This is a genomic window from Seonamhaeicola sp. ABD4_175 (assembly GCF_056160885.1).
The window spans coordinates 246,176-264,045 of the sequence record NZ_JBSWYC010000001.1 but is presented as its reverse complement, the minus strand read 5'-3'; the positions used below and the strand labels follow the sequence as shown (position 1 = coordinate 264,045).

General features: G+C 30.7%; 21 protein-coding genes. 10 read left to right on the top strand and 11 right to left on the bottom strand.

Features of this window, described 5'->3' with window-relative positions; genetic code table 11:
- Positions 1 to 4 precede the first annotated feature (4 nt).
- From ACXAG4_RS01040 to ACXAG4_RS01025, 4 genes are all read right to left on the bottom strand, one after another.
- Entirely contained in the window at positions 5 to 1,423 is a 1,419-nt protein-coding gene (locus ACXAG4_RS01040; RefSeq protein ID WP_475294218.1) for a CCA tRNA nucleotidyltransferase, read from the bottom strand.
- Between the two features lie 137 nt (positions 1,424 to 1,560).
- Entirely contained in the window at positions 1,561 to 2,121 is a 561-nt protein-coding gene (locus tag ACXAG4_RS01035; protein WP_475294217.1) for an L-threonylcarbamoyladenylate synthase, read from the bottom strand.
- A gap of 5 nt (positions 2,122 to 2,126) precedes the next feature.
- Entirely contained in the window at positions 2,127 to 3,080 is a 954-nt protein-coding gene (locus ACXAG4_RS01030) for a glycosyltransferase (protein ID WP_475294216.1), read from the bottom strand.
- Positions 3,059 to 4,108 (bottom strand): glycosyltransferase, encoded by a 1,050-nt coding sequence (locus ACXAG4_RS01025; protein WP_475294215.1) that lies wholly within the window; start codon positions 4,106 to 4,108, stop codon positions 3,059 to 3,061. Before ACXAG4_RS01025 ends, ACXAG4_RS01030 begins: the two co-directional genes overlap by 22 nt.
- Positions 4,109 to 4,197: 89 nt before the next feature.
- On the opposite strand from ACXAG4_RS01025, the gene ACXAG4_RS01020 reads away from it, so the two are divergent.
- Positions 4,198 to 4,971 (top strand): lipopolysaccharide kinase InaA family protein, encoded by a 774-nt coding sequence (locus ACXAG4_RS01020; protein WP_475294214.1) that lies wholly within the window; start codon positions 4,198 to 4,200, stop codon positions 4,969 to 4,971.
- On the opposite strand, the gene ACXAG4_RS01015 is transcribed toward ACXAG4_RS01020, so the two are convergent.
- Complete coding sequence (locus tag ACXAG4_RS01015; RefSeq protein ID WP_475294213.1) at positions 4,955 to 5,716, bottom strand: glycosyltransferase family 2 protein; 762 nt, start codon at positions 5,714 to 5,716, stop codon at positions 4,955 to 4,957. The two genes, ACXAG4_RS01020 and ACXAG4_RS01015, sit on opposite strands and share 17 nt — an antisense overlap.
- A gap of 147 nt (positions 5,717 to 5,863) precedes the next feature.
- Here ACXAG4_RS01015 and ACXAG4_RS01010 point away from each other — a divergent pair, with 147 nt between their 5' ends.
- Positions 5,864 to 6,694 (top strand): glycosyltransferase family 2 protein, encoded by an 831-nt coding sequence (locus ACXAG4_RS01010; RefSeq protein WP_475294212.1) that lies wholly within the window; start codon positions 5,864 to 5,866, stop codon positions 6,692 to 6,694.
- On the opposite strand, the gene ACXAG4_RS01005 is transcribed toward ACXAG4_RS01010, so the two are convergent.
- Both ACXAG4_RS01005 and ACXAG4_RS01000 read right to left on the bottom strand, forming a co-directional pair.
- Positions 6,687 to 7,751 (bottom strand): glycosyltransferase family 9 protein, encoded by a 1,065-nt coding sequence (locus ACXAG4_RS01005; protein ID WP_475294211.1) that lies wholly within the window; start codon positions 7,749 to 7,751, stop codon positions 6,687 to 6,689. The genes ACXAG4_RS01010 and ACXAG4_RS01005 overlap by 8 nt on opposite strands.
- A gap of 83 nt (positions 7,752 to 7,834) precedes the next feature.
- Positions 7,835 to 8,650 carry a 2,3,4,5-tetrahydropyridine-2,6-dicarboxylate N-succinyltransferase gene (locus ACXAG4_RS01000; protein WP_147136711.1) on the bottom strand — a complete coding sequence of 272 codons (816 nt, stop codon included), beginning with the start codon at positions 8,648 to 8,650 and terminating at the stop codon, positions 7,835 to 7,837.
- Positions 8,651 to 9,103: 453 nt separating this feature from the next.
- Here ACXAG4_RS01000 and ACXAG4_RS00995 point away from each other — a divergent pair, with 453 nt between their 5' ends.
- From ACXAG4_RS00995 to ACXAG4_RS00960, 8 genes are all read left to right on the top strand, one after another.
- Positions 9,104 to 9,400, top strand: coding sequence for a hypothetical protein (locus tag ACXAG4_RS00995; RefSeq protein WP_475294210.1), 297 nt, complete (start codon positions 9,104 to 9,106; stop codon positions 9,398 to 9,400).
- 125 nt (positions 9,401 to 9,525) lie between these two features.
- Positions 9,526 to 9,936, top strand: a complete 411-nt coding sequence (gene ruvX, locus ACXAG4_RS00990; RefSeq protein WP_475294209.1) for a Holliday junction resolvase RuvX — start codon at positions 9,526 to 9,528, stop codon at positions 9,934 to 9,936.
- A gap of 43 nt (positions 9,937 to 9,979) precedes the next feature.
- A complete protein-coding gene (gene def / locus ACXAG4_RS00985) occupies positions 9,980 to 10,570 on the top strand; it encodes a peptide deformylase (RefSeq protein WP_475294208.1) in 591 nt (196 codons plus the stop codon).
- A 53-nt stretch (positions 10,571 to 10,623) separates the two neighbouring features.
- Positions 10,624 to 11,046, top strand: coding sequence for a DUF5606 family protein (locus ACXAG4_RS00980; RefSeq protein WP_475294207.1), 423 nt, complete (start codon positions 10,624 to 10,626; stop codon positions 11,044 to 11,046).
- A 102-nt stretch (positions 11,047 to 11,148) separates the two neighbouring features.
- On the top strand, positions 11,149 to 11,820 hold the full coding sequence (locus ACXAG4_RS00975) for a Crp/Fnr family transcriptional regulator (protein WP_475294206.1): 672 nt from the start codon (positions 11,149 to 11,151) through the stop codon (positions 11,818 to 11,820).
- A 75-nt stretch (positions 11,821 to 11,895) separates the two neighbouring features.
- Positions 11,896 to 12,765, top strand: coding sequence for an anti-sigma factor (locus tag ACXAG4_RS00970; protein WP_475294205.1), 870 nt, complete (start codon positions 11,896 to 11,898; stop codon positions 12,763 to 12,765).
- Positions 12,766 to 12,866: 101 nt separating this feature from the next.
- Positions 12,867 to 13,442: a TlpA family protein disulfide reductase gene (locus tag ACXAG4_RS00965; RefSeq protein ID WP_475294204.1), complete on the top strand. Its 576-nt coding sequence runs from the start codon at positions 12,867 to 12,869 to the stop codon at positions 13,440 to 13,442.
- Complete coding sequence (locus ACXAG4_RS00960; protein WP_475294203.1) at positions 13,442 to 14,404, top strand: D-2-hydroxyacid dehydrogenase; 963 nt, start codon at positions 13,442 to 13,444, stop codon at positions 14,402 to 14,404. Before ACXAG4_RS00965 ends, ACXAG4_RS00960 begins: the two co-directional genes overlap by 1 nt.
- Here ACXAG4_RS00960 and ACXAG4_RS00955 read toward each other — a convergent pair.
- The 4 genes from ACXAG4_RS00955 to ACXAG4_RS00940 are packed head-to-tail and all read right to left on the bottom strand — an operon-like array spanning position 14,397 to position 17,859.
- Positions 14,397 to 15,092: a lycopene cyclase domain-containing protein gene (locus tag ACXAG4_RS00955; RefSeq protein WP_475294202.1), complete on the bottom strand. Its 696-nt coding sequence runs from the start codon at positions 15,090 to 15,092 to the stop codon at positions 14,397 to 14,399. The two genes, ACXAG4_RS00960 and ACXAG4_RS00955, sit on opposite strands and share 8 nt — an antisense overlap.
- Positions 15,089 to 15,544 (bottom strand): sterol desaturase family protein, encoded by a 456-nt coding sequence (locus ACXAG4_RS00950; protein WP_475294201.1) that lies wholly within the window; start codon positions 15,542 to 15,544, stop codon positions 15,089 to 15,091. The genes ACXAG4_RS00955 and ACXAG4_RS00950 overlap by 4 nt, the downstream gene beginning before the upstream one ends.
- Before the next feature lie 9 nt (positions 15,545 to 15,553).
- Positions 15,554 to 16,393: a phytoene/squalene synthase family protein gene (locus ACXAG4_RS00945; RefSeq protein ID WP_475294200.1), complete on the bottom strand. Its 840-nt coding sequence runs from the start codon at positions 16,391 to 16,393 to the stop codon at positions 15,554 to 15,556.
- On the bottom strand, positions 16,390 to 17,859 hold the full coding sequence (locus tag ACXAG4_RS00940) for a phytoene desaturase family protein (RefSeq protein ID WP_475294199.1): 1,470 nt from the start codon (positions 17,857 to 17,859) through the stop codon (positions 16,390 to 16,392). Before ACXAG4_RS00940 ends, ACXAG4_RS00945 begins: the two co-directional genes overlap by 4 nt.
- Positions 17,860 to 17,870 lie beyond the last annotated feature (11 nt).

Sequence of the window (17,870 nt, the reverse complement as noted above, 5' to 3'; positions counted from 1 at the left end):
ACTTCTAACTTCTAACTTCTAATCCTAATTTTTTTCCTTTTTCAAGCATTAATTTATGTGCTGCATTGTATTCATTAGGAATATCGCCTTCTAAAATAGCTTCTTTAATAAATTCTTTTATAACACCAATTTCTTTTGAAGGTTTTAAGTTGAAGGTTTTCATAATTTCTTCACCTGAAATAGGTGGTTGAAAATTTCTAACATGGTCACGAGCTTCAACTTCAACAATTTTATCTCTAACTATTTTAAAGTTATTATGGTATTTTTTAAATTTTTTAGGGTTTTTGGTAGTGATATCTGCTTCGCAAAGTGTCATTAAATCTTCAACATAATTGCCTGCATCGAAAACCAAACGCCTAACAGCAGAATCTGTTACAATATCTTGGGCTAATACAATAGGGCGTGAGCTCATGTACACCATTTTTTGAACAAATTTCATTTTATCATTCAATGGCATTTTTAAGCGTTTAAAAAGTTTGTATACCATTTTTGAGCCTTCAAATTCATGCCCGTGAAACGTCCAGCCAATTTTTTTATGAAACTTTTTTGTGGGTGCTTTACCAATATCATGCAAAAGTGCTGCCCAACGTAGCCATACATTTTCAGTATGTTTAGAAATATTATCAACCACTTCTAAGGTGTGATAAAAGTTATCTTTATGGCGCTGGCCTTCAACCTCCTCAACACCTTTTAAGGCGGTAAGTTCTGGTAAAATATAATTTAAAAGTCCTGTTTTTTCTAACAGTAAAAAGCCAATGGATGGTTTTGGGCTTTCAAGTATTTTATTAAGTTCTACAACAATACGTTCTTTGGTTATTATTTTTATTCTTGATGCGTTACGTGTAATGGCCTGTAAACTTTCATGCTCTATGGTGAAATTTAATTGTGTAGCAAACCTTATAGCACGCATCATGCGTAACGGATCATCGCTGTATGTAATATCTGGGTTTAAAGGCGTTTTTATTAATTTTTGAGATAAATGAGATACGCCTTCAAACGGGTCTAACATATCACCAAAATGTGTTTGATTTAAGTTTAAAGCTAAGGCGTTTATGGTAAAATCTCTTCGGTTTTGGTCATCTTTAAGTGTGCCGTTTTCAACAACAGGATTTCGGCTATCTTCAGTGTATGATTCTTTTCTGGCCCCAACAAATTCAACTTCAATATCATCATGCCTGAGCATTGCGGTGCCATAGGTTTTAAAAATTTGTACCTTAGGTTTATTGGGTAGCATTTTAGCTACTTGTTTAGCTAGGTTTATACCACTGCCAATAGCAACAATATCAATATCTTTAGCGTTACCGCGTTGTAATAAATAATCGCGTACAAAGCCACCAATAACGTAAGCTTCAACGTTAAGTGTGCTAGCTGCTTGCGAAATTGTTTTAAATAACGGGTGTTTTAATGCTTCTTTATGGTTCATTTTTATGCCACAAATTCACGTTTGTTTTTTGTGAAACAATACGTTTGTAATTCAATAAAACTTCATGGTTTTGAGAAATAATATTTAAACATTAAAACGCCCAAAAAAAGTGTTTTTTAAGTGTTATAAGTTTGAAATTATTCTCTAATTATTTTAACAACACCATTGTTGCTTAGTTTAATTATTGATGAAGGTTTATTGCAAATTTTTTCTTTTTGCAAATTTACGACATAATCTACGCCATTTAAAATATCAGGGCTTATTTCTTTAAATGATTTTGGTGTTGGTTGCCCACTAATATTTGCAGATGTGGATACTATGGCTCCGTTGAGTTTTCTAGATAACCAATAGCAAAAATCGTCATCAGGAATTCTTATAGCAATACTACCATCTTCAGCTATTAAATTTTGAGCTAAGTTTTGGGCATCATCATAAATAATAGTGGTTGGTTTGTTGGTAATATCAATAATATTTTGGGCGGCAAAAGGTATTTGTTTTACGTGTTTACTAAGCATTCTGTCATCAGCCACCAAACATATTAGTGCTTTGCTATCTTCACGTTGTTTTAAGTTGTATATTTTTTTTACGGCATTAGGGTTTGTAGCGTCGCAACCTATGCCCCAAACAGTATCTGTTGGGTATAAAATAATACCACCTTCTTTTAAAACTTTTAATGCGTTGTTAATTTCGGTTTGCATATAATTTAATCAATAAAATTAATTTTTTGTTTGTGCTTTAAAGATTTAGTTAGAGGAGCACCTGCTAAAAGTGTTAGCCATAATTTCCAATATTTTGGTTTAATTATAGATGTGAAAAAGTATCTTATTATGAAGTAGCTATTTAGTATTTTTTTTGATACCCAACCATAATGTTTTTGGGTGTGGTAAAGTAATGCTATTTTTTGTTCAATTTTTATAGCAATGTTTCTGTTTATACTGGCACTTTTGTAGTGTATATATTCGGTTTTAGGTACTAAATAATTATATTTTTTTAATTTTTTTAAAAGTCTTAAACTAATGTCAGATTCTTCATAATATAAAAATAAATTATTATCAAACCCGCCAACAGTATTAAAATCTTGTGCGTTTATAAACATAAAAGAACCTTGTACATAGTTTACCTTAACTGGGTTTTTGTATGTTTTTTTTCTGTTTAAATATGTTTTGGGGAATAAAAACTCTAGCGTTGCACGTTTTAAAATTTCGCGTTGTAATGATGAAAAATGATCAATTGTGGCTCTAAATTTTTTGTGTTCATCAAGCATTTGAGGAGAACAAATAGCCGCATCGGGTGTAGATTCCATAAACTTTTTAAGCACGCCTAAGCAATTTGGTGAAACCTGTAAAGTATCATTGTTTATAAATGCATAGTATTTACAGTTTTTAGCATGTTGAACACCAAGCATATTTCCGCCTCCAAAGCCAGTGTTGAATTTACTTCTAACAAGCGTTATAATAGATGAGTTTAATGCGTTTAGTTGTGCTTTTAAAGCGTTGTAGTCTTCTATTTTTGAATTATTATCAATTATTACAACTTCAAAGGTTAGTTGTGTATCATTATGAGATTCTAAAATAGATTTAACGGCATTATAGGTGAATTGAGATGTGTTGTAATTTATAATTATGCAACTAACATCTATTTTAGTATTGGTTTCCATCTATTTGCAATGTTTTTAAGCGAATATTGTTTTGATATTTCAATATTATGAAGTGACATACTGTTGCTAAACCCCGTATTAATTACATTGTTTAGAGTGCTTACAATGTTGCCTTCATTAAAAATATAACCTACTTTATTTGTAATTATTTCTTTTGGGCCTGAGTGGTTACTAGCAATAGGAATTAGCCCAAGTGACATACCTTCAATAATTATAATGCCAAAAAGTTCTTCCCATGTTTTTGTTTTTTTAGAATTTAAAATTACATATTCATGCGTTTTAAAAACATTTATAAGGCTGGGTTTATCATAAATTGGTTCTAGGTAATTTATGTTATCATATTTGTTGGCAAAATTAATAACATTGTTTTTTAGTTTTCCGTCTCCAACAATAGTAATGCTAGCACTTTGGTTTTGTTTAAAAAAATCTAGAATTTCAATAATACCTTTTTGGGGCAATAACCTGCCAACATAAATAAAACTATTGGCTTTTTTTTGTGTTATTGGGTTGTTATAAAAAGCATTGTTGTTAGAGTGGTATACAACACTTATTTTATTTTCAGCAATGTTATAATTGGTTAAAAGTTCTTGTTTACTTTTATTAGTTACGGCAAAAATGTGTGTTGTTTTATCTTCTAAAAACTGTTTCCAGCAACTAAAGGTTTTTTTTGTGTTTTTTTTGTGTTTTGGATGAAACGTTTTATCCCAACATGTCCATGACGTATGATAATAAACATCATGTTTTTTTAAAAATTTTAAAATATAAATTAATTTATAATCGAAAGGCGCAATACCTAAAACTATTTTTTTATGTTTTGTAAATACTAATGAAATAAAAAAAGCAATATTTTTTAATTGCTTAGTAAATAAACTAAAATTACCTTTAGTAACACTTTTAAAAAGCTTGCTAAAAATTGAAAACTCTCTGTGTTTTAAAGTAATATTATGTTGTTTTAATAAAAAATCTAAAGCTACATAATGCCCTTTTGCACCATTTTTATGAAGAATATATACTACTTTTTCAGACATTATAATAACTACACCTAATTAGGCACAAATATATACAACTTAAATTTATAATTTTACACCAAAGTATTAAACCACAAACATTAGTTATTTTGCAAAAACAAATAAATGCAGACTTTGAGGTAATTGAAGATTTTTTAGATGACATTATTTTAAACTTTAGTACTAAAGGTGAAAATTTTGGAAATCAAGACAGAAACTCTTTAAAACTCTTTAAAGTTGAAGGTGAGCTTTTAAATGTAAAATCGTTTAAAGTACCTAACGCTATAAACCAAGTAGCTTATAAATTTTTTAGAAAAAGTAAAGCACAACGTTCATTTGAATACGCAAATAGGCTTAAAAATTTACAGATTGGTACGCCACAACCCATTGCATTTTATGAGTTTACAACACCTTTTTTGTTTAAAAAAAGTTATTACATAAGTAAACAACAATCTTGCAACTTAACTTATAGAGAATTAACAACCAATTTAAATTATCCAAACCATGAAGCAATTTTACGTGCATTTACAAGGTTTACTTTTAATTTGCACGAAAAAAATATTCATTTTTTAGACCACTCACCAGGTAATACGCTTATAGAAATTAACAACGGAAACTATAAATTTTATTTGGTTGATTTAAACCGAATGGAATTTAAAAAACTAGATTTTGATACACGGGTAAAAAACTTTTCAAAATTAACCATACACAAACACATGATTGAAATTATGAGTGATGAATATGCAAAATGTATTGGTGAAGATTATGAAAAAGTGTTTAATGTTATGTGGCAAACAACCCAAGCATTTCAAGATAAATATCACCGAAAAAAAAGATTGAAAAAGAAGTTGAAGTTTTGGAAAAAAGTTAGCTATTGTTTTTAATAAGCTGCCTAAGTTTGGCGTATTTTAAAAAGCGAGTGTTAGCGGTTTCAACAGAAATAAAAAAGCCATTAAAACCATCTAAAAAACCAAGTTTTAAAATATACGATTGAAAAAATGCCCAAGTTGGGTTTATAATAATTTTATATAAAGGAGCTTTTTTTCCTAGTTTATAATAAGCCTCGGCAGAAATGGTGGTAAACACTTCAACTTTACTGTTTAACTCAGCGTAAGTGTTGTAGTTCCAGTGTAAAATATCACCTTTTAAAAAACCTGTTTTGTTTTTTTTATCGGTTAATGTAATTCTATCATGCGGGTTAATGCCAGCCCATTTGGCCTTTCTTCTATCAAAAACACGTAATTTTTTATCAGGATACCACGTGGTGTGTTTAATCCATTGTCCGCAAAAACAATTAAATCTGTTACTGTAATAACCATCAAAATTCCAATTAGATTTCACCTTTAAAATAGATGTTTGTAGTTTTTCAGAAAGCGCTTCATCGCCATCAAGAGAAACTATGTAGTTGTGTTTTGCCTGGGCAATAGCAAAGTTTTTTTGTTCTATGTAGCCTAAAAATTTCTGTTCAATAAACCTAACCTTATATTTTTGGCAAATAGCTTTTGTTTTATCTGTTGAAAAAGAATCAACTACAATAATTTCATCAACAACAGGTAATAAAGATTTTAGGCATTTTTCAATATTACGTTCTTCGTTAAAAGTTATTATTACTCCAGAAAGCTTTATCATTTCTCAAAAAAATTAAAAGTATAAAAGTACATATTTTACAACCATTGAAAAAAATAACTATGTAGTTAAAACTAATTTTTATGAATTTGAATGCACACTATTTACGTATATTTGCAACTATTAATTTTTTAGAAGAAAACACTTAAAATGTCATTGCCTAAAATTACTGTTATTATTGCTACATACAATAAAACCGATTGGTTAAAAAAAGTTTTATTTGGTTATAGCACACAAACTTACAAAGATTTTGATATTATCATAGCTGATGATGGTTCAACAAATCAAACCAAAACACTTATTGATACATTTAAGCAAAATTACCCAGTAGAAATTACGCACGCATGGCATGAAGATAAAGGATACAGACGCCAAAAAATATTAAACGAGGCCATTGTAATGGCTAAAAACGAGTATATTTTATTTACCGATGGCGATTGTATACCACGAGAAGATTTTGTTGAAACACACGCTAAACATGCTCAAAAAGGTTATTTTTTATCTGGTGGTTATTGTAAACTTCCTATGGATATTAGTGAAGCTATAACAGAAAATGACATAAAAACTAAGCGTTGTTTTGAAGTGTCATGGTTAAAAACCCAAGGCACACTTAATTGGAAAAATAAACTTAAACTATCGGCTAAAAATGGGTATGCCAACCTAATGGATAGTATTACACCAACAGGTGCTACATTTAATAACTGCAACTCTTCTGCATGGAAAACCGATTTAATTGCCATAAATGGTTATGATGAGCGTATGCAATACGGTGGGCCAGACAGAGAATTGGGCGAGCGTTTGGTAAATAATGGTGTTAAAACCAAACAAATTAGATACAAAGCCATTTGTTTGCACTTAGACCACGCCCGTGGTTACAAAACACAAGAATCTTTAGATAGAAACTTAGCTATTAGAGCTAAAGTGAAAAAAGAAAATATAAAATGGACACCTTACGGAATAAAAAAAGAAACTGTTAATTAGTTTTTAAAAAGGTGTTTAATGAATTTTCAAAAAGTGAAGGATCAAACTTAAGGTATAATGCTGTAGCATTATTTTTAAGTAGTTTAGGGTGTTCAATGTTATTATAAACTTCAGGTTTGTAGTCTTTTAAATGAACAGAAACGTGTTTTTTTCCATCGTCAAACATGTTCCAGGCTTCTTTTTTAATCCATGGCGAAAACACAGTAAACGTAGCAATATTTAAAGCTTTTGCCATATTTATAGCACCACCTTCGTTACCAATTAATGCGTTGCAATGGGCTGTTATAGCTAAAAATTGGCGTAAGCTTTTTCCAAATACATTAAAATAAATTTGTTTTTTGGTTTTGGTGTTACACAAATTAAAAACAGCTTTGGCATCATTTATTTGTTTAGGTATGTAATTAAAAAGTAATTGCGCGTTAGGTTGTTGTTTTACAATGTGGTTTATAACCTGTGCCATATACTCAAAAGGATAGGTTTTATTACTACCGCTACCTAAAACACCAATCATGTAAAGTGGTTTTTGTAAATCAATATTACTGTTTATTAAAAATTGTTTTGCTTGTTCTTTTTCGGTGTTAGTTAAGTAAATTTTTGGTTTTATAGGTTGTGAAATGTTAATGTTTAATGCCGATAATAATTGTAGTCTGTTTTCAATGGCTAAACCTGCATTTGTTTTTGTGGTTTTAGCATCTTTATAAGTGTGCGTATAAATAGCAGATGTGTACTTTTTATATTTTGAAATTTTTGTTTTTGCTTTTGAAAGTAAAACAATTAAATTACTAGATAGTTTTGAATATACATCAATAACAACATCATATTTTTCATGTTGTAATTGTTTGGCAAATGAGTATAGTTTTAGCTTACTTTTTTCGTGTTCTGGTGTAAAAAATTTAAAAGCATCAATAAACGGATTATTTTCAACTACCGGATAGGTGTGCGAGTTTATTACATAATGCAGTTCTGCATTTGGATATTGTTGTTTAATAGCTTCAAATAATATACTTGTAGCTAAAACATCACCTATCATTTTTTGTTGAATAATTAAAACCTTCATAGCGCTTTTAAATTACAAATAAAAAATTCCAAACTCCATCTAGTTTCAGGAATTTGGAATTTTAATACATATTGTTTTTCAAATTAAACAGCTACTTCGTTATCACGTAAGGCATCGTTTAATGATGTTTTCTTATCGGTGCTTTCTTTACGTTTTCCAATAATTAAAGCACATGGTACTTGATATTCTCCAGCGGCAAATTTTTTGGTATAACTACCAGGAATTACTACCGATCTTGCAGGTACTTTACCTTTCATTTCAACAGGCTCATTACCGGTAACATCAATAATTTTAGTGCTCATAGTTAAAACAACACCTGCACCTAAAACAGCTTCTTTTTCAACGTGTACACCTTCAACAACAATACAACGTGAGCCAACAAAAACGTTATCTTCAATAATAACAGGAGCAGCTTGTAAAGGCTCTAAAACACCACCAATACCAACACCACCAGACAGGTGTACGTTTTTGCCAATTTGCGCACAACTACCAACGGTAGCCCAAGTATCAACCATGGTACCTTCATCTACATATGCGCCAATATTTACATAACTTGGCATTAAAATAGTGCCAGCAGAAATGTAAGCACCGTGTCTTGCAACAGCATGCGGAACCACACGTATACCTTTTTCGGCATAACCAGTTTTTAAAGGTATTTTATCATGAAATTCTAACGGGCCAGCTTCAATAGTTTCCATTTTTTGAATTGGGAAATAAAGTACCACACCTTTTTTTACCCATTCATTTACTTGCCAACCACCTTCAATAGGTTCTGCAACGCGTAATTTACCTTTGTCAAGTAAATCAATTACAGTTCTAATGGCTGTAGTTGTTCTTTCTTCTTTTAATAAATCTCTATTGTCCCAAGCAGCTTCAATTATTTGTTGTAATTCAGTCATCAGTATTTAAATTTTTGGCTAAAGTACACGATTATTTTTTCAATTAAAAACTACTAAAACACAAATAAAACATTTATTAAGTAAGGCATCGTTTTGTGTGATTAAATATAAATATCGGTCGGTTTTTTTAATAATAAATCAAGCTTTACAAGAAAAAATAGATTAAAACACATAAAATGATAAGCTTTAAATCACTCTGAAAAAGCATGTTTTTAAACCGATATAATGCGCGCTTTAAGGCTTTAAAAAAGTAAAATATGCTTTTAAGTGTTTAAAAGGTCAGTTTAACTACGTATTTAGGGTTTTTTAATCGGTAAAAAACTGCGTTTTATCAGTTAATCGGCTGTTCTGTGCACATTTTCTAATAAACGAATTTTCAGGTTTCTACAACTAATTTTTTGCTTGCAAAGCTTACCCTCAACCTATATTTGAATCAACAAAAACAACAAAACAATGAACAACAAGTTTTACATATTTTTAGTTTTAGTTTTAGGATTCACTTTTGCAAATGCACAAAGCGCTGATAAAACTGCTGTTGAAATTGAGAAAACTGTTGTAGTTTCAAATGAAACTAAAGAGGTTTTAAATAATACTACTAACACTGAAAATGTTTTAATAATTAGTGAAGAAGAATTAAAAGAAACCATAGCGGCTACTGCCAGTGATATAAGAACTTATTTCAACAGAGAAAGAAATGTTGACAACATTAAATTATTATTCCCTAAATTAAATAAGCAAATAAAAGCTTAATCTCTCAATCCCTCAAACTCTCAAACCCTCAAAAGTTTATATATAATAAGTAGGTTAACTATAAAAGGCTGCCATTAAGGTGGTCTTTTTGTTTTAAATAGGCTACTTTTGTTTAAAACAAATACATGGCTAGAATTTTAGCAATAGATTACGGAACAAAAAGAACAGGCATTGCTGTAACCGATGAACTTCAAATTATAGCATCGGGCTTAACAACCGTAAATACCAAAGAGTTAATACCTTTTTTAAAAAAATATATAAGTACAGAAACTGTTGAGCTTTTTTTAATAGGAGAACCAAAACAAATGGATAATACCGCTTCAGAAAGTGAAGTACATATTCAAAAGTTTATAGAAGCTTTATCAAAAGAAATTCCGCAAATTCAAATTAAAAGAGTTGATGAGCGTTTTACATCAAAAATGGCATTTCAAACCATGATTGATAGCGGTTTGAAAAAAAAGCAACGCCAAAACAAAGCACTAGTTGATGAAATTAGTGCCACCCTTATACTACAAAGTTATTTGTATACTAAATAAAATAGTATTTGTACTTTTGCAAAATTATTAGCAATATTAAATTATGATTTTACCAATAGTTGCCTACGGCGACCCCGTTTTAAAAAAGAAAGCTAAAGATATTACCAAAGAGTATCCTAAACTAGATACACTTTTAGAAAATATGTTTGAAACCATGTACGGCGCCTATGGTGTTGGTTTAGCAGCCCCACAAATTGGGTTGCCAATTCGTTTGTTTTTGGTTGATACAGCACCTTTTGCTGAAGATGAAGATTTAACTGCCGAAGAACAAAACCAATTAAAAGATTTTAAAAAAGTATTTATAAATGCTAAAATTTTAGAAGAAGAAGGTGATGAGTGGGCGTTTACTGAAGGCTGCTTAAGTATACCTGATGTTAGAGAAGATGTGTTTAGAAAACCGCAAATTACCATTGAGTATTTTGATGAAAATTTTGAAAAACACACACAGCAGTTTGATGGTTTAATAGCACGCGTTATACAACATGAGTATGACCATATTGAAGGTGTATTATTCACAGATAAACTATCTAGCCTAAAAAAGCGTTTAATAAAAGGAAAACTAAATAACATTTCTAAAGGAAAAATAAATATAGATTATAGAATGCGTTTTCCAGACCAAAAAAAGAAACGATAATATTTGCAATACAGCTATAAACGCATGATATTTGCGCCTTTCAAAAAAATAATATGAGTTTAGAAAAAGTACTTTCAATTTCAGGAAAACCAGGTTTGTATAAGCTAGTAACACAAACCCGCGGTGGTTTTGTAGCAGAATCCTTAATTGATAAAAAACGTTTGTCAATTGGGCTTCAAAACAATGTAAGTGTTTTAAGTGAAATAGCTATTTATACCTTAGCCGAAGAAGTACCTTTAGTAGAGGTTTTTAAAAAAATTAGAGATAAAGAAAACGGCAATCAAACTTCAGTAAAACCAAAAGATAGTAAAGATAAACTAGAAGAATACTTCTTTGATGTTTTACCAGATTATGATGAAGATAGAGTGTATGCCAGTGATATTAAAAAAGTAATACAGTGGTACAACTTACTGCAACAACACGATATGCTTGGGTTGTTAGATGAAGATACTACAACACAAGATGAAGAAGAATAAATATAAACCTCCTTTTTAAAGGAGGTTTTTTTATGCCCAATTGTAAGTTTAGTATTTATAATCTCGACATATATAATACTAACAAAAACAATTTATCTTAAAATGAAATCGCTTTGGTTTTTTGACGATGTAAACCTTTTTAAGGTGTTATGTCCGCATAAATTTAAAGCCTTTAAGGCTCATCATGATTTTGATTGTTATAAAAAACAAGACTATATTTATTTTGAAGAAGACTCTGCCAACAAAGTCTATTTAATAGAAAAAGGCAAGGTGAAAATAGGCTATTATAATGAAGATGGTAATGAAGTTGTAAAAGCCATTTTAACCCGTGGAGAGCTTTTTGGCGAAACCGCCATTTTGGGTGAAGACAAAAGAGCAGAATTTGCACAATCTGTTGATAATACAACCAGTATTTGTCCGGTTGGTGTAGATACCATGCACGGTTTAATGCGAGATAACCAAACCTTCAGTTTAAAAATTTACAAACTCATTGGCTTCAAATTAAAACGTTTAGAAAGGCGTTTACAAATTCTACTATTTAAAGACGCCAAAACAAGGTTAATAGAATTTTTAGATGAATTGTGTACAGATTATGGTTACGATTGTGAAAAAACAGGTGACAAAGTAATACATCACCCATACACACAAAGAGACATTGCCTCGTTAATAGGCACTTCAAGGCCCACATTAAACATACTCTTAAATGAACTTAAAGAGGAAAATATTATAGAATTTGGCCGAAAAGAAATAAGAATTCATAAAAAAACAGCTTAGTGTTAGGTAGCTAACATTTTAAAAACACGTTACAATATACTTTTGAAGTATTAAATAATTTTAAAACATATTGTGATGATAAAAAAAGTATTTCTTGCAGTTTTAGCGCTAAGCATTTTAACTGTTTCATGTAGTGATGATGATAACCCAGTAACAACCTCAAGACTAACACTAGATCTTGACGGATTAGAAGCATTAGGTCCAGATTACGTTTACGAAGGCTGGATAATTGTAGATGGTAACCCTGTATCAACAGGTACATTTTCTTCGGTAAGTTTTCCGCAATCATTTACAGTAAATAGAACGCAGTTAGATGCCGCCACAACATTTGTGTTAAGTATTGAGCCAGCAGTAGATCCAGATCCTGCACCAGCAGCAACAAAAATTTTAGCAGGCGATTTTTCAGGAAGCTCTGCCAATGTAAACTCAAATGGTATTGTAGCTAATTTTGCTTCGGCTACCGGAAAATATATTTTAGCAACACCAACAGATACTGATAATACAAACGAAGAAAGCGGCGTTTGGTTTTTAGATAACACAAGCGGTTCTGCCGTTGCTGGTTTAACTTTGCCAACATTAACCGATGGTTGGAAATACGAAGGATGGGTAGTTATTGATGGTACACCAATTTCAACCGGAACATTTTTAACCGCAAATGCAGCTGATGACAATGCAGCCACATCGCCATATAAAGGTAATGATAACAACGGACCAGCATATCCTGGTGAAGATTATTTGCAAAATGCACCTGCAGGTTTAACATTTCCAACAGATTTAAAAGAAAAAACTATTGTAATTTCTGTTGAACCTAGCCCAGATAATAGCGCTGCACCTTTTACATTAAAACCATTAGCACATGTAGTACCAGCAAATGCCATGAACCACACAACTATTGCAATGGGTGATGGCCCTGTAAAAAGTTTATCAGGTACAGTAAGCAGATAGGTAAATTTATCTATGAGAAAGATGAATTGTTTTTTTTAGATTTGAAGCATGGTTTATTAAAACCATGCTTCTTTTTTTATAGTATTAATAAATTATAGCTTATGGCGTTTAAAAAGCCAAAATATAAAGACTTGATATTTTTAGTAATTGTGGCTCTTTTTTTTATACCACAAACTAGAAAACCTATTCAAGTATTTATAAATAAAGGGTTAGCGCTAATCAGTCCTTCAATAATACATTCTGAAAAACAAAAATCTATACCATCCTACAACTGGAAGTTAAAAGACAAAAATGATGCTATTTTTAATTTTGAAACCACAAAAGGTAAAGTAGTTTTGGTTAATTTTTGGGCCACTTGGTGTCCGCCATGTATTGCAGAAATGCCCAGTATGCAAAAACTTTACAATGATTATAAAGATAAAGTGATTTTTGTTTTTGTTTCAGATGAATCTTTTAATACCGTAAACCCGTTTTTAGAAAAAAATAATTATACTTTTAAGGTTTATCAGCCCGTTACAAATTATAACAATCTTTTTAAGGTAACTAGTATACCTAAAACCTTTTTAATAGATCAAGACGGCAACATAATAATTGAAAAAACTGGTGCTGCAAACTGGAATAGTAATTCAGTTAGAAATACCATTAATAATTTATTAGCAACAAAAAACAAAATATAGTGGATATAGTAGTTTTAGATGGGTATACGTTAAACCCTGGCGATTTAAGTTGGAATGCCATTTCTAAATATGGCAACTTAAAAGTTTATGACAGAACACCGTACAATACACAAAAAATAATAGACGCTATTGGCAATGCACAAATAGTTTATACCAATAAAACGCCATTACCTAAAGCCGTTTTAGAAAATGTACCATGGGTTAAATTTATAGGTGTTTTAGCAACGGGTTACAATGTGGTTGATGTTGAGTTTGCAAAAAATCAAGGTATTATTGTTACTAATGTACCTGCTTATAGTACACAATCTGTAGCGCAATTTACCATGGCTTTAATGTTAGAAATGTGTCATCATGTTGGCAATCATAGTAATGCTGTTTTTAATGGAGATTGGGTAAAGTCTGAAGATTTTTGCTTTTGGAATTCGCCATTAATTGAGTTAAGCGGAAAAACATTAGGTATTATAGGTTTTGGGCAAATAGGGCAAGCAGTTTCTAAAGTAGCACAAGCTTTTGGACTCCATATTTTAGTAAACTCAAGAACTGTTAAACCAGAGTTTGAAAGTGATACTTTACAGTTTACAGATTTAGATACCCTTTTTCAAAAATCTGATATTATAAGCTTACATTGTCCGCTTTTTGAAAGTACAAAAGGCATCATAAATTCAAATAATATTGAAAAAATGAAAGATGGTGTAAAAATTATTAATACAGCAAGAGGCGGTTTAATTGTTGAAAAAGATTTAGTAAAAGCTTTAAATTCAGGCAAAGTTTCTGGTGCAGCTTTAGATGTTGTTTCTGCTGAACCTATGGCAGAGGATAACCCGCTATTAAAAGCTAAAAACTGTATTATAACACCACATATTGCATGGGCGCCAAAAGAAGCACGTGCACGTTTAATGCAAACAACAGTAAATAATTTAGAAGCCTTTTTAAACGGAAATCATGTAAATGTAGTTAATTAGTAATTGATTGTTTTGGTTTAAAATACGTCATTAAAACCAACGGAATTAGTATTATTGAAAACGCATAAACACTATCTTCAACTGGTATAGTAAAAAGCCTGAAGTTTAAATTTTGTGCGTTATTGTACCAAACAACTTCGTTTTTAATAAAGCTTCCAGTTAAAATACCATTCACAATAAAAAAAGGAATAAGCATTACTAAAAATGTTAAATAAAATTTACTAAGTAGTTGGGTATGTTTTTTTACTGCAAAAATTATTAAAATTAATGCTACCGTAAAATTTATTAGTGTATACCATTTGTTGTAGTTGTAAATAATAATTATAGTGAAAATGAGCGCCAAAAAATAACTTACAAGTTTTGTTGTGCCAATTTTAAGCTGCATTTTAGGAAAATAAAATAATAAAGCATAATGTGTAAAAACACAAGCATACGGAATGCAAATAAAAAATAACCACTCTTCAATTGGTAAGTTAAAAAGTGTAATGCCTAAAAAGTAAGTGCTGTTAAAACCCCAGAACCCTTTTGCTGTAAAAGCAATATCCCATGGAATAAAAATAAGCATTGATAAAAACAAGCTTATAAAAAGTGGTTTCCAAAGTTTATAAAATTTTAGTTTTGGATGAAAGCTAAATAAAAATGGAATACTTAAAGAGCCTAAATTTAAGAGTAGGTATAAGTAATTCATTTATAATTTTTAAAGTATTTAAATGGTACTAACAGCATGCCAAAACATTCACCATGTTCTTTACCAAGGTGTTTATGGTGCATTTTATGGGCTCTTCTTACGCCTTTTGCATACCAATTGTTAGCATTTCTAAATAGTTTAAAGCGTTGGTGTATAAAAATATCATGCACAATAAAATAGGCTAAACCATAAGCAAAAATACCAACGCCAATAGGCAAACCAATCCATAAAATATTATACTTCCAAAGTAAAAAGAAACCTATGCTAACTACGGCGTAAAAAATAAAAAAGAAATCGTTTCGTTCAAACCAGCTATTGTGGTCTTTTTTGTGGTGGTCTCTATGTAAACTCCATAAAAAACCATGCATAATATATTTATGGGTAAACCACGCCATAAACTCCATAAAGCAAAAGGTGCTTAAAAAAACTAATATCCACAGAAATGTTTGCATACTTAAAAATTACAATAAATTTAATTGATATTTTACATAACTACGCATTAAAAGTTCAATTTTTTTAGGATTAGAAACTCTAATTCTGGTGTTTTTAATTTGTAATGCAGGTGTTTTTTGTAGTTTTTTGAGCAGCTGACTGTAATATCTGTATGCAGTAAAAACACCAAATTTGGCTTCAATAGGTAATTGTTTTATGCCGCTTAAACCTTTGGCAAAATCTGCTTCAATATCATTAATAATATCTTGTTTAGAAGCTTCACTTAAATTAGCCAAATCTGTATTAGGAAAATAACTTCGGTTTAATTCATCAAAATCAGCTTTTAAATCTCTCAAAAAATTTACTTTTTGAAACGCAGAACCTAAAGCCATGGCACTGTCTTTTAAATCTTGATATTTTTTTTCATCGCCTTTAACAAAAACCTTTAAACACATTAGCCCAACCACATCGGCAGAGCCATAAATGTAATCTTTATATTCTTGGGTTGTAAGGTAGTTTGTTTTGTGCAAATCTAAACGCATACTTTTCATAAAAGCATCAACCAATTTTTTATCAATACTGTATTTATGGTAGGTGTATTGAAAAGCATTTAAAATAGGGTTTAAACTAATTTTTTGGCTTAACGCTTTTTCTAAATCTTCGGCAAAGTCATCAAAAAGTTCTTGTTTGTTATAATCATGAAAAGAATCTACAATTTCATCAGCTAGTCTAACAAAGCCATAAATATTATAAATGTCATTTCTTATAGAATTGGCTAGCATTTTTGTAGCCATAGAAAATGATGTGCTGTATGTTTTAGTAACCGATTTACTGCAGTTGTAAGATACAGTGTCAAATAATTGTTTCATGATAATGGATGGTGTTTAGTTATTAATTCTGATACCAGTTTACCTGAAATTAGTGATGGCGGTACGCCTGGTCCGGGTACTGTTAGTTGCCCTGTAAAGTAAAGGTTGCTAACTTTTTTACTTTTTAATTTAGGCCTTAAAAAAGCAGTTTGCAATAAGGTATTTGCCATACCATAGGCGTTGCCTTTATAAGAATTATAATCGTTAATAAAATCATTTACACAAAATGATTTTTTAAAAATGATATCATCTGAAACTTTTTGAGATGTTAGCTTCTCAAATCTAGTGATTATTTTTGAGAAATAAGTATCTCTTAAAACTCTATTGTCTTCAATTCCAGGTGCTAAAGGAATTAAGAAGATACCAGCTTCTTTATTTTCAGGAGCGGTACTATCATCTGTTTTACTAGGGAAACTAGCGTAAAACAAAGGGTTTTCGGGCCATTTTGGGTTGTCATAAATAGCGTTAGCATGTGTGTCAAAATCTACATCAAAAAATAAAGTATGATGCTCTACATTTTTTAATTTTTTGTTGAAACCTACGTAAAATAGTAAAGATGATGGTGCAAATGTTTTTTTGCTCCAATACGTTTCAGAATATTGTCTGAATGGCTTATCTAAAAGAGTTTCGGTGTGATGGTAATCGGCACCACTTAGTACAATATCGGCTGTGTATTCTATTCCGTTAGACACAATTCCAGTAGTTTTTTTATTACTTACGATAATTTTGTCTACCGGGTTTTCAGTTTTTATTGTAACACCAAGCTCTTTAGCCAATTGCTCCATAGCTAAAATTACTTGGTACATACCTTTTTTAGGGTGAAATGTACCAAGGCCAAAATCGGCATAATTCATAAAGTTGTAAAACGAAGGTGTGTTGCTGGGTTTGGCACCTAAAAATAATACTGGAAACTCTAAAATTTGTACCAGTTTATCATTTTTAAAAGCTTTTCTAACATCACTTTTTACACTACTAAAAAACTGATTTAATCTTTTAATAGTTGTTAATGAAACTAGTTCTAACGGAGACACACCAGGATTGTATACCAAGTCTTTTATAGCAATATTGTAATTGTCTTTTGCTTTGTTTATAAATTTTTTAAGCTGAATAGAGCTGCCTTTTTCAACGGTTTCAAAGGTGGCGCAAATTTTTTCTAAGCTATCTTCAATAGTAACATAATCGTTTTCACCAAAGTAAACACTGTAAGCAGGATTGAGCTTGTCTAAATGATAATAATCGGATGGTTTTTTGTTAAAATCTGCAAAGAAGCGCTCAAAAACATCGGGCATCCAATACCACGTTGGTCCAATATCAAAAGTAAATCCATCTTTTTTGTATTGTCTTGCTCTACCACCAATAGTTTTGTTTTTTTCAAAAATTGTAACGTTGTAACCCGCTTTAGCTAAGTAACAACTTGCCGCTAAAGAGGAAAAACCTGAGCCTAAAATTAAAACTGTTTTTTTCATATCTGTTTAAC

Bases quoted from the DNA above. Each gene is read 5' to 3' on its own strand.
- ACXAG4_RS01010 (WP_475294212.1), top strand. From the start codon at position 5,864: ATGTCATTGCCTAAAATTACTGTTATTATTGCTACATACAATAAAACC.
- ACXAG4_RS00940 (WP_475294199.1), bottom strand. From the start codon at position 17,859: ATGAAAAAAACAGTTTTAATTTTAGGCTCAGGTTTTTCCTCTTTAGCG.
- ACXAG4_RS00965 (WP_475294204.1), top strand. From the start codon at position 12,867: ATGGCGTTTAAAAAGCCAAAATATAAAGACTTGATATTTTTAGTAATT.
- def (WP_475294208.1), top strand. From the start codon at position 9,980: ATGATTTTACCAATAGTTGCCTACGGCGACCCCGTTTTAAAAAAGAAA.
- ACXAG4_RS01040 (WP_475294218.1), bottom strand. From the start codon at position 1,423: ATGAACCATAAAGAAGCATTAAAACACCCGTTATTTAAAACAATTTCG.
- ACXAG4_RS01015 (WP_475294213.1), bottom strand. From the start codon at position 5,716: ATGATAAAGCTTTCTGGAGTAATAATAACTTTTAACGAAGAACGTAAT.
- ACXAG4_RS00950 (WP_475294201.1), bottom strand. From the start codon at position 15,544: ATGCAAACATTTCTGTGGATATTAGTTTTTTTAAGCACCTTTTGCTTT.
- ACXAG4_RS01030 (WP_475294216.1), bottom strand. From the start codon at position 3,080: ATGGAAACCAATACTAAAATAGATGTTAGTTGCATAATTATAAATTAC.
- ruvX (WP_475294209.1), top strand. From the start codon at position 9,526: ATGGCTAGAATTTTAGCAATAGATTACGGAACAAAAAGAACAGGCATT.
- ACXAG4_RS01000 (WP_147136711.1), bottom strand. From the start codon at position 8,650: ATGACTGAATTACAACAAATAATTGAAGCTGCTTGGGACAATAGAGAT.
- ACXAG4_RS01035 (WP_475294217.1), bottom strand. From the start codon at position 2,121: ATGCAAACCGAAATTAACAACGCATTAAAAGTTTTAAAAGAAGGTGGT.
- ACXAG4_RS01005 (WP_475294211.1), bottom strand. From the start codon at position 7,751: ATGAAGGTTTTAATTATTCAACAAAAAATGATAGGTGATGTTTTAGCT.
- ACXAG4_RS00975 (WP_475294206.1), top strand. From the start codon at position 11,149: ATGAAATCGCTTTGGTTTTTTGACGATGTAAACCTTTTTAAGGTGTTA.
- ACXAG4_RS01025 (WP_475294215.1), bottom strand. From the start codon at position 4,108: ATGTCTGAAAAAGTAGTATATATTCTTCATAAAAATGGTGCAAAAGGG.
- ACXAG4_RS00945 (WP_475294200.1), bottom strand. From the start codon at position 16,393: ATGAAACAATTATTTGACACTGTATCTTACAACTGCAGTAAATCGGTT.
- ACXAG4_RS00980 (WP_475294207.1), top strand. From the start codon at position 10,624: ATGAGTTTAGAAAAAGTACTTTCAATTTCAGGAAAACCAGGTTTGTAT.
- ACXAG4_RS00955 (WP_475294202.1), bottom strand. From the start codon at position 15,092: ATGAATTACTTATACCTACTCTTAAATTTAGGCTCTTTAAGTATTCCA.
- ACXAG4_RS00970 (WP_475294205.1), top strand. From the start codon at position 11,896: ATGATAAAAAAAGTATTTCTTGCAGTTTTAGCGCTAAGCATTTTAACT.
- ACXAG4_RS00995 (WP_475294210.1), top strand. From the start codon at position 9,104: ATGAACAACAAGTTTTACATATTTTTAGTTTTAGTTTTAGGATTCACT.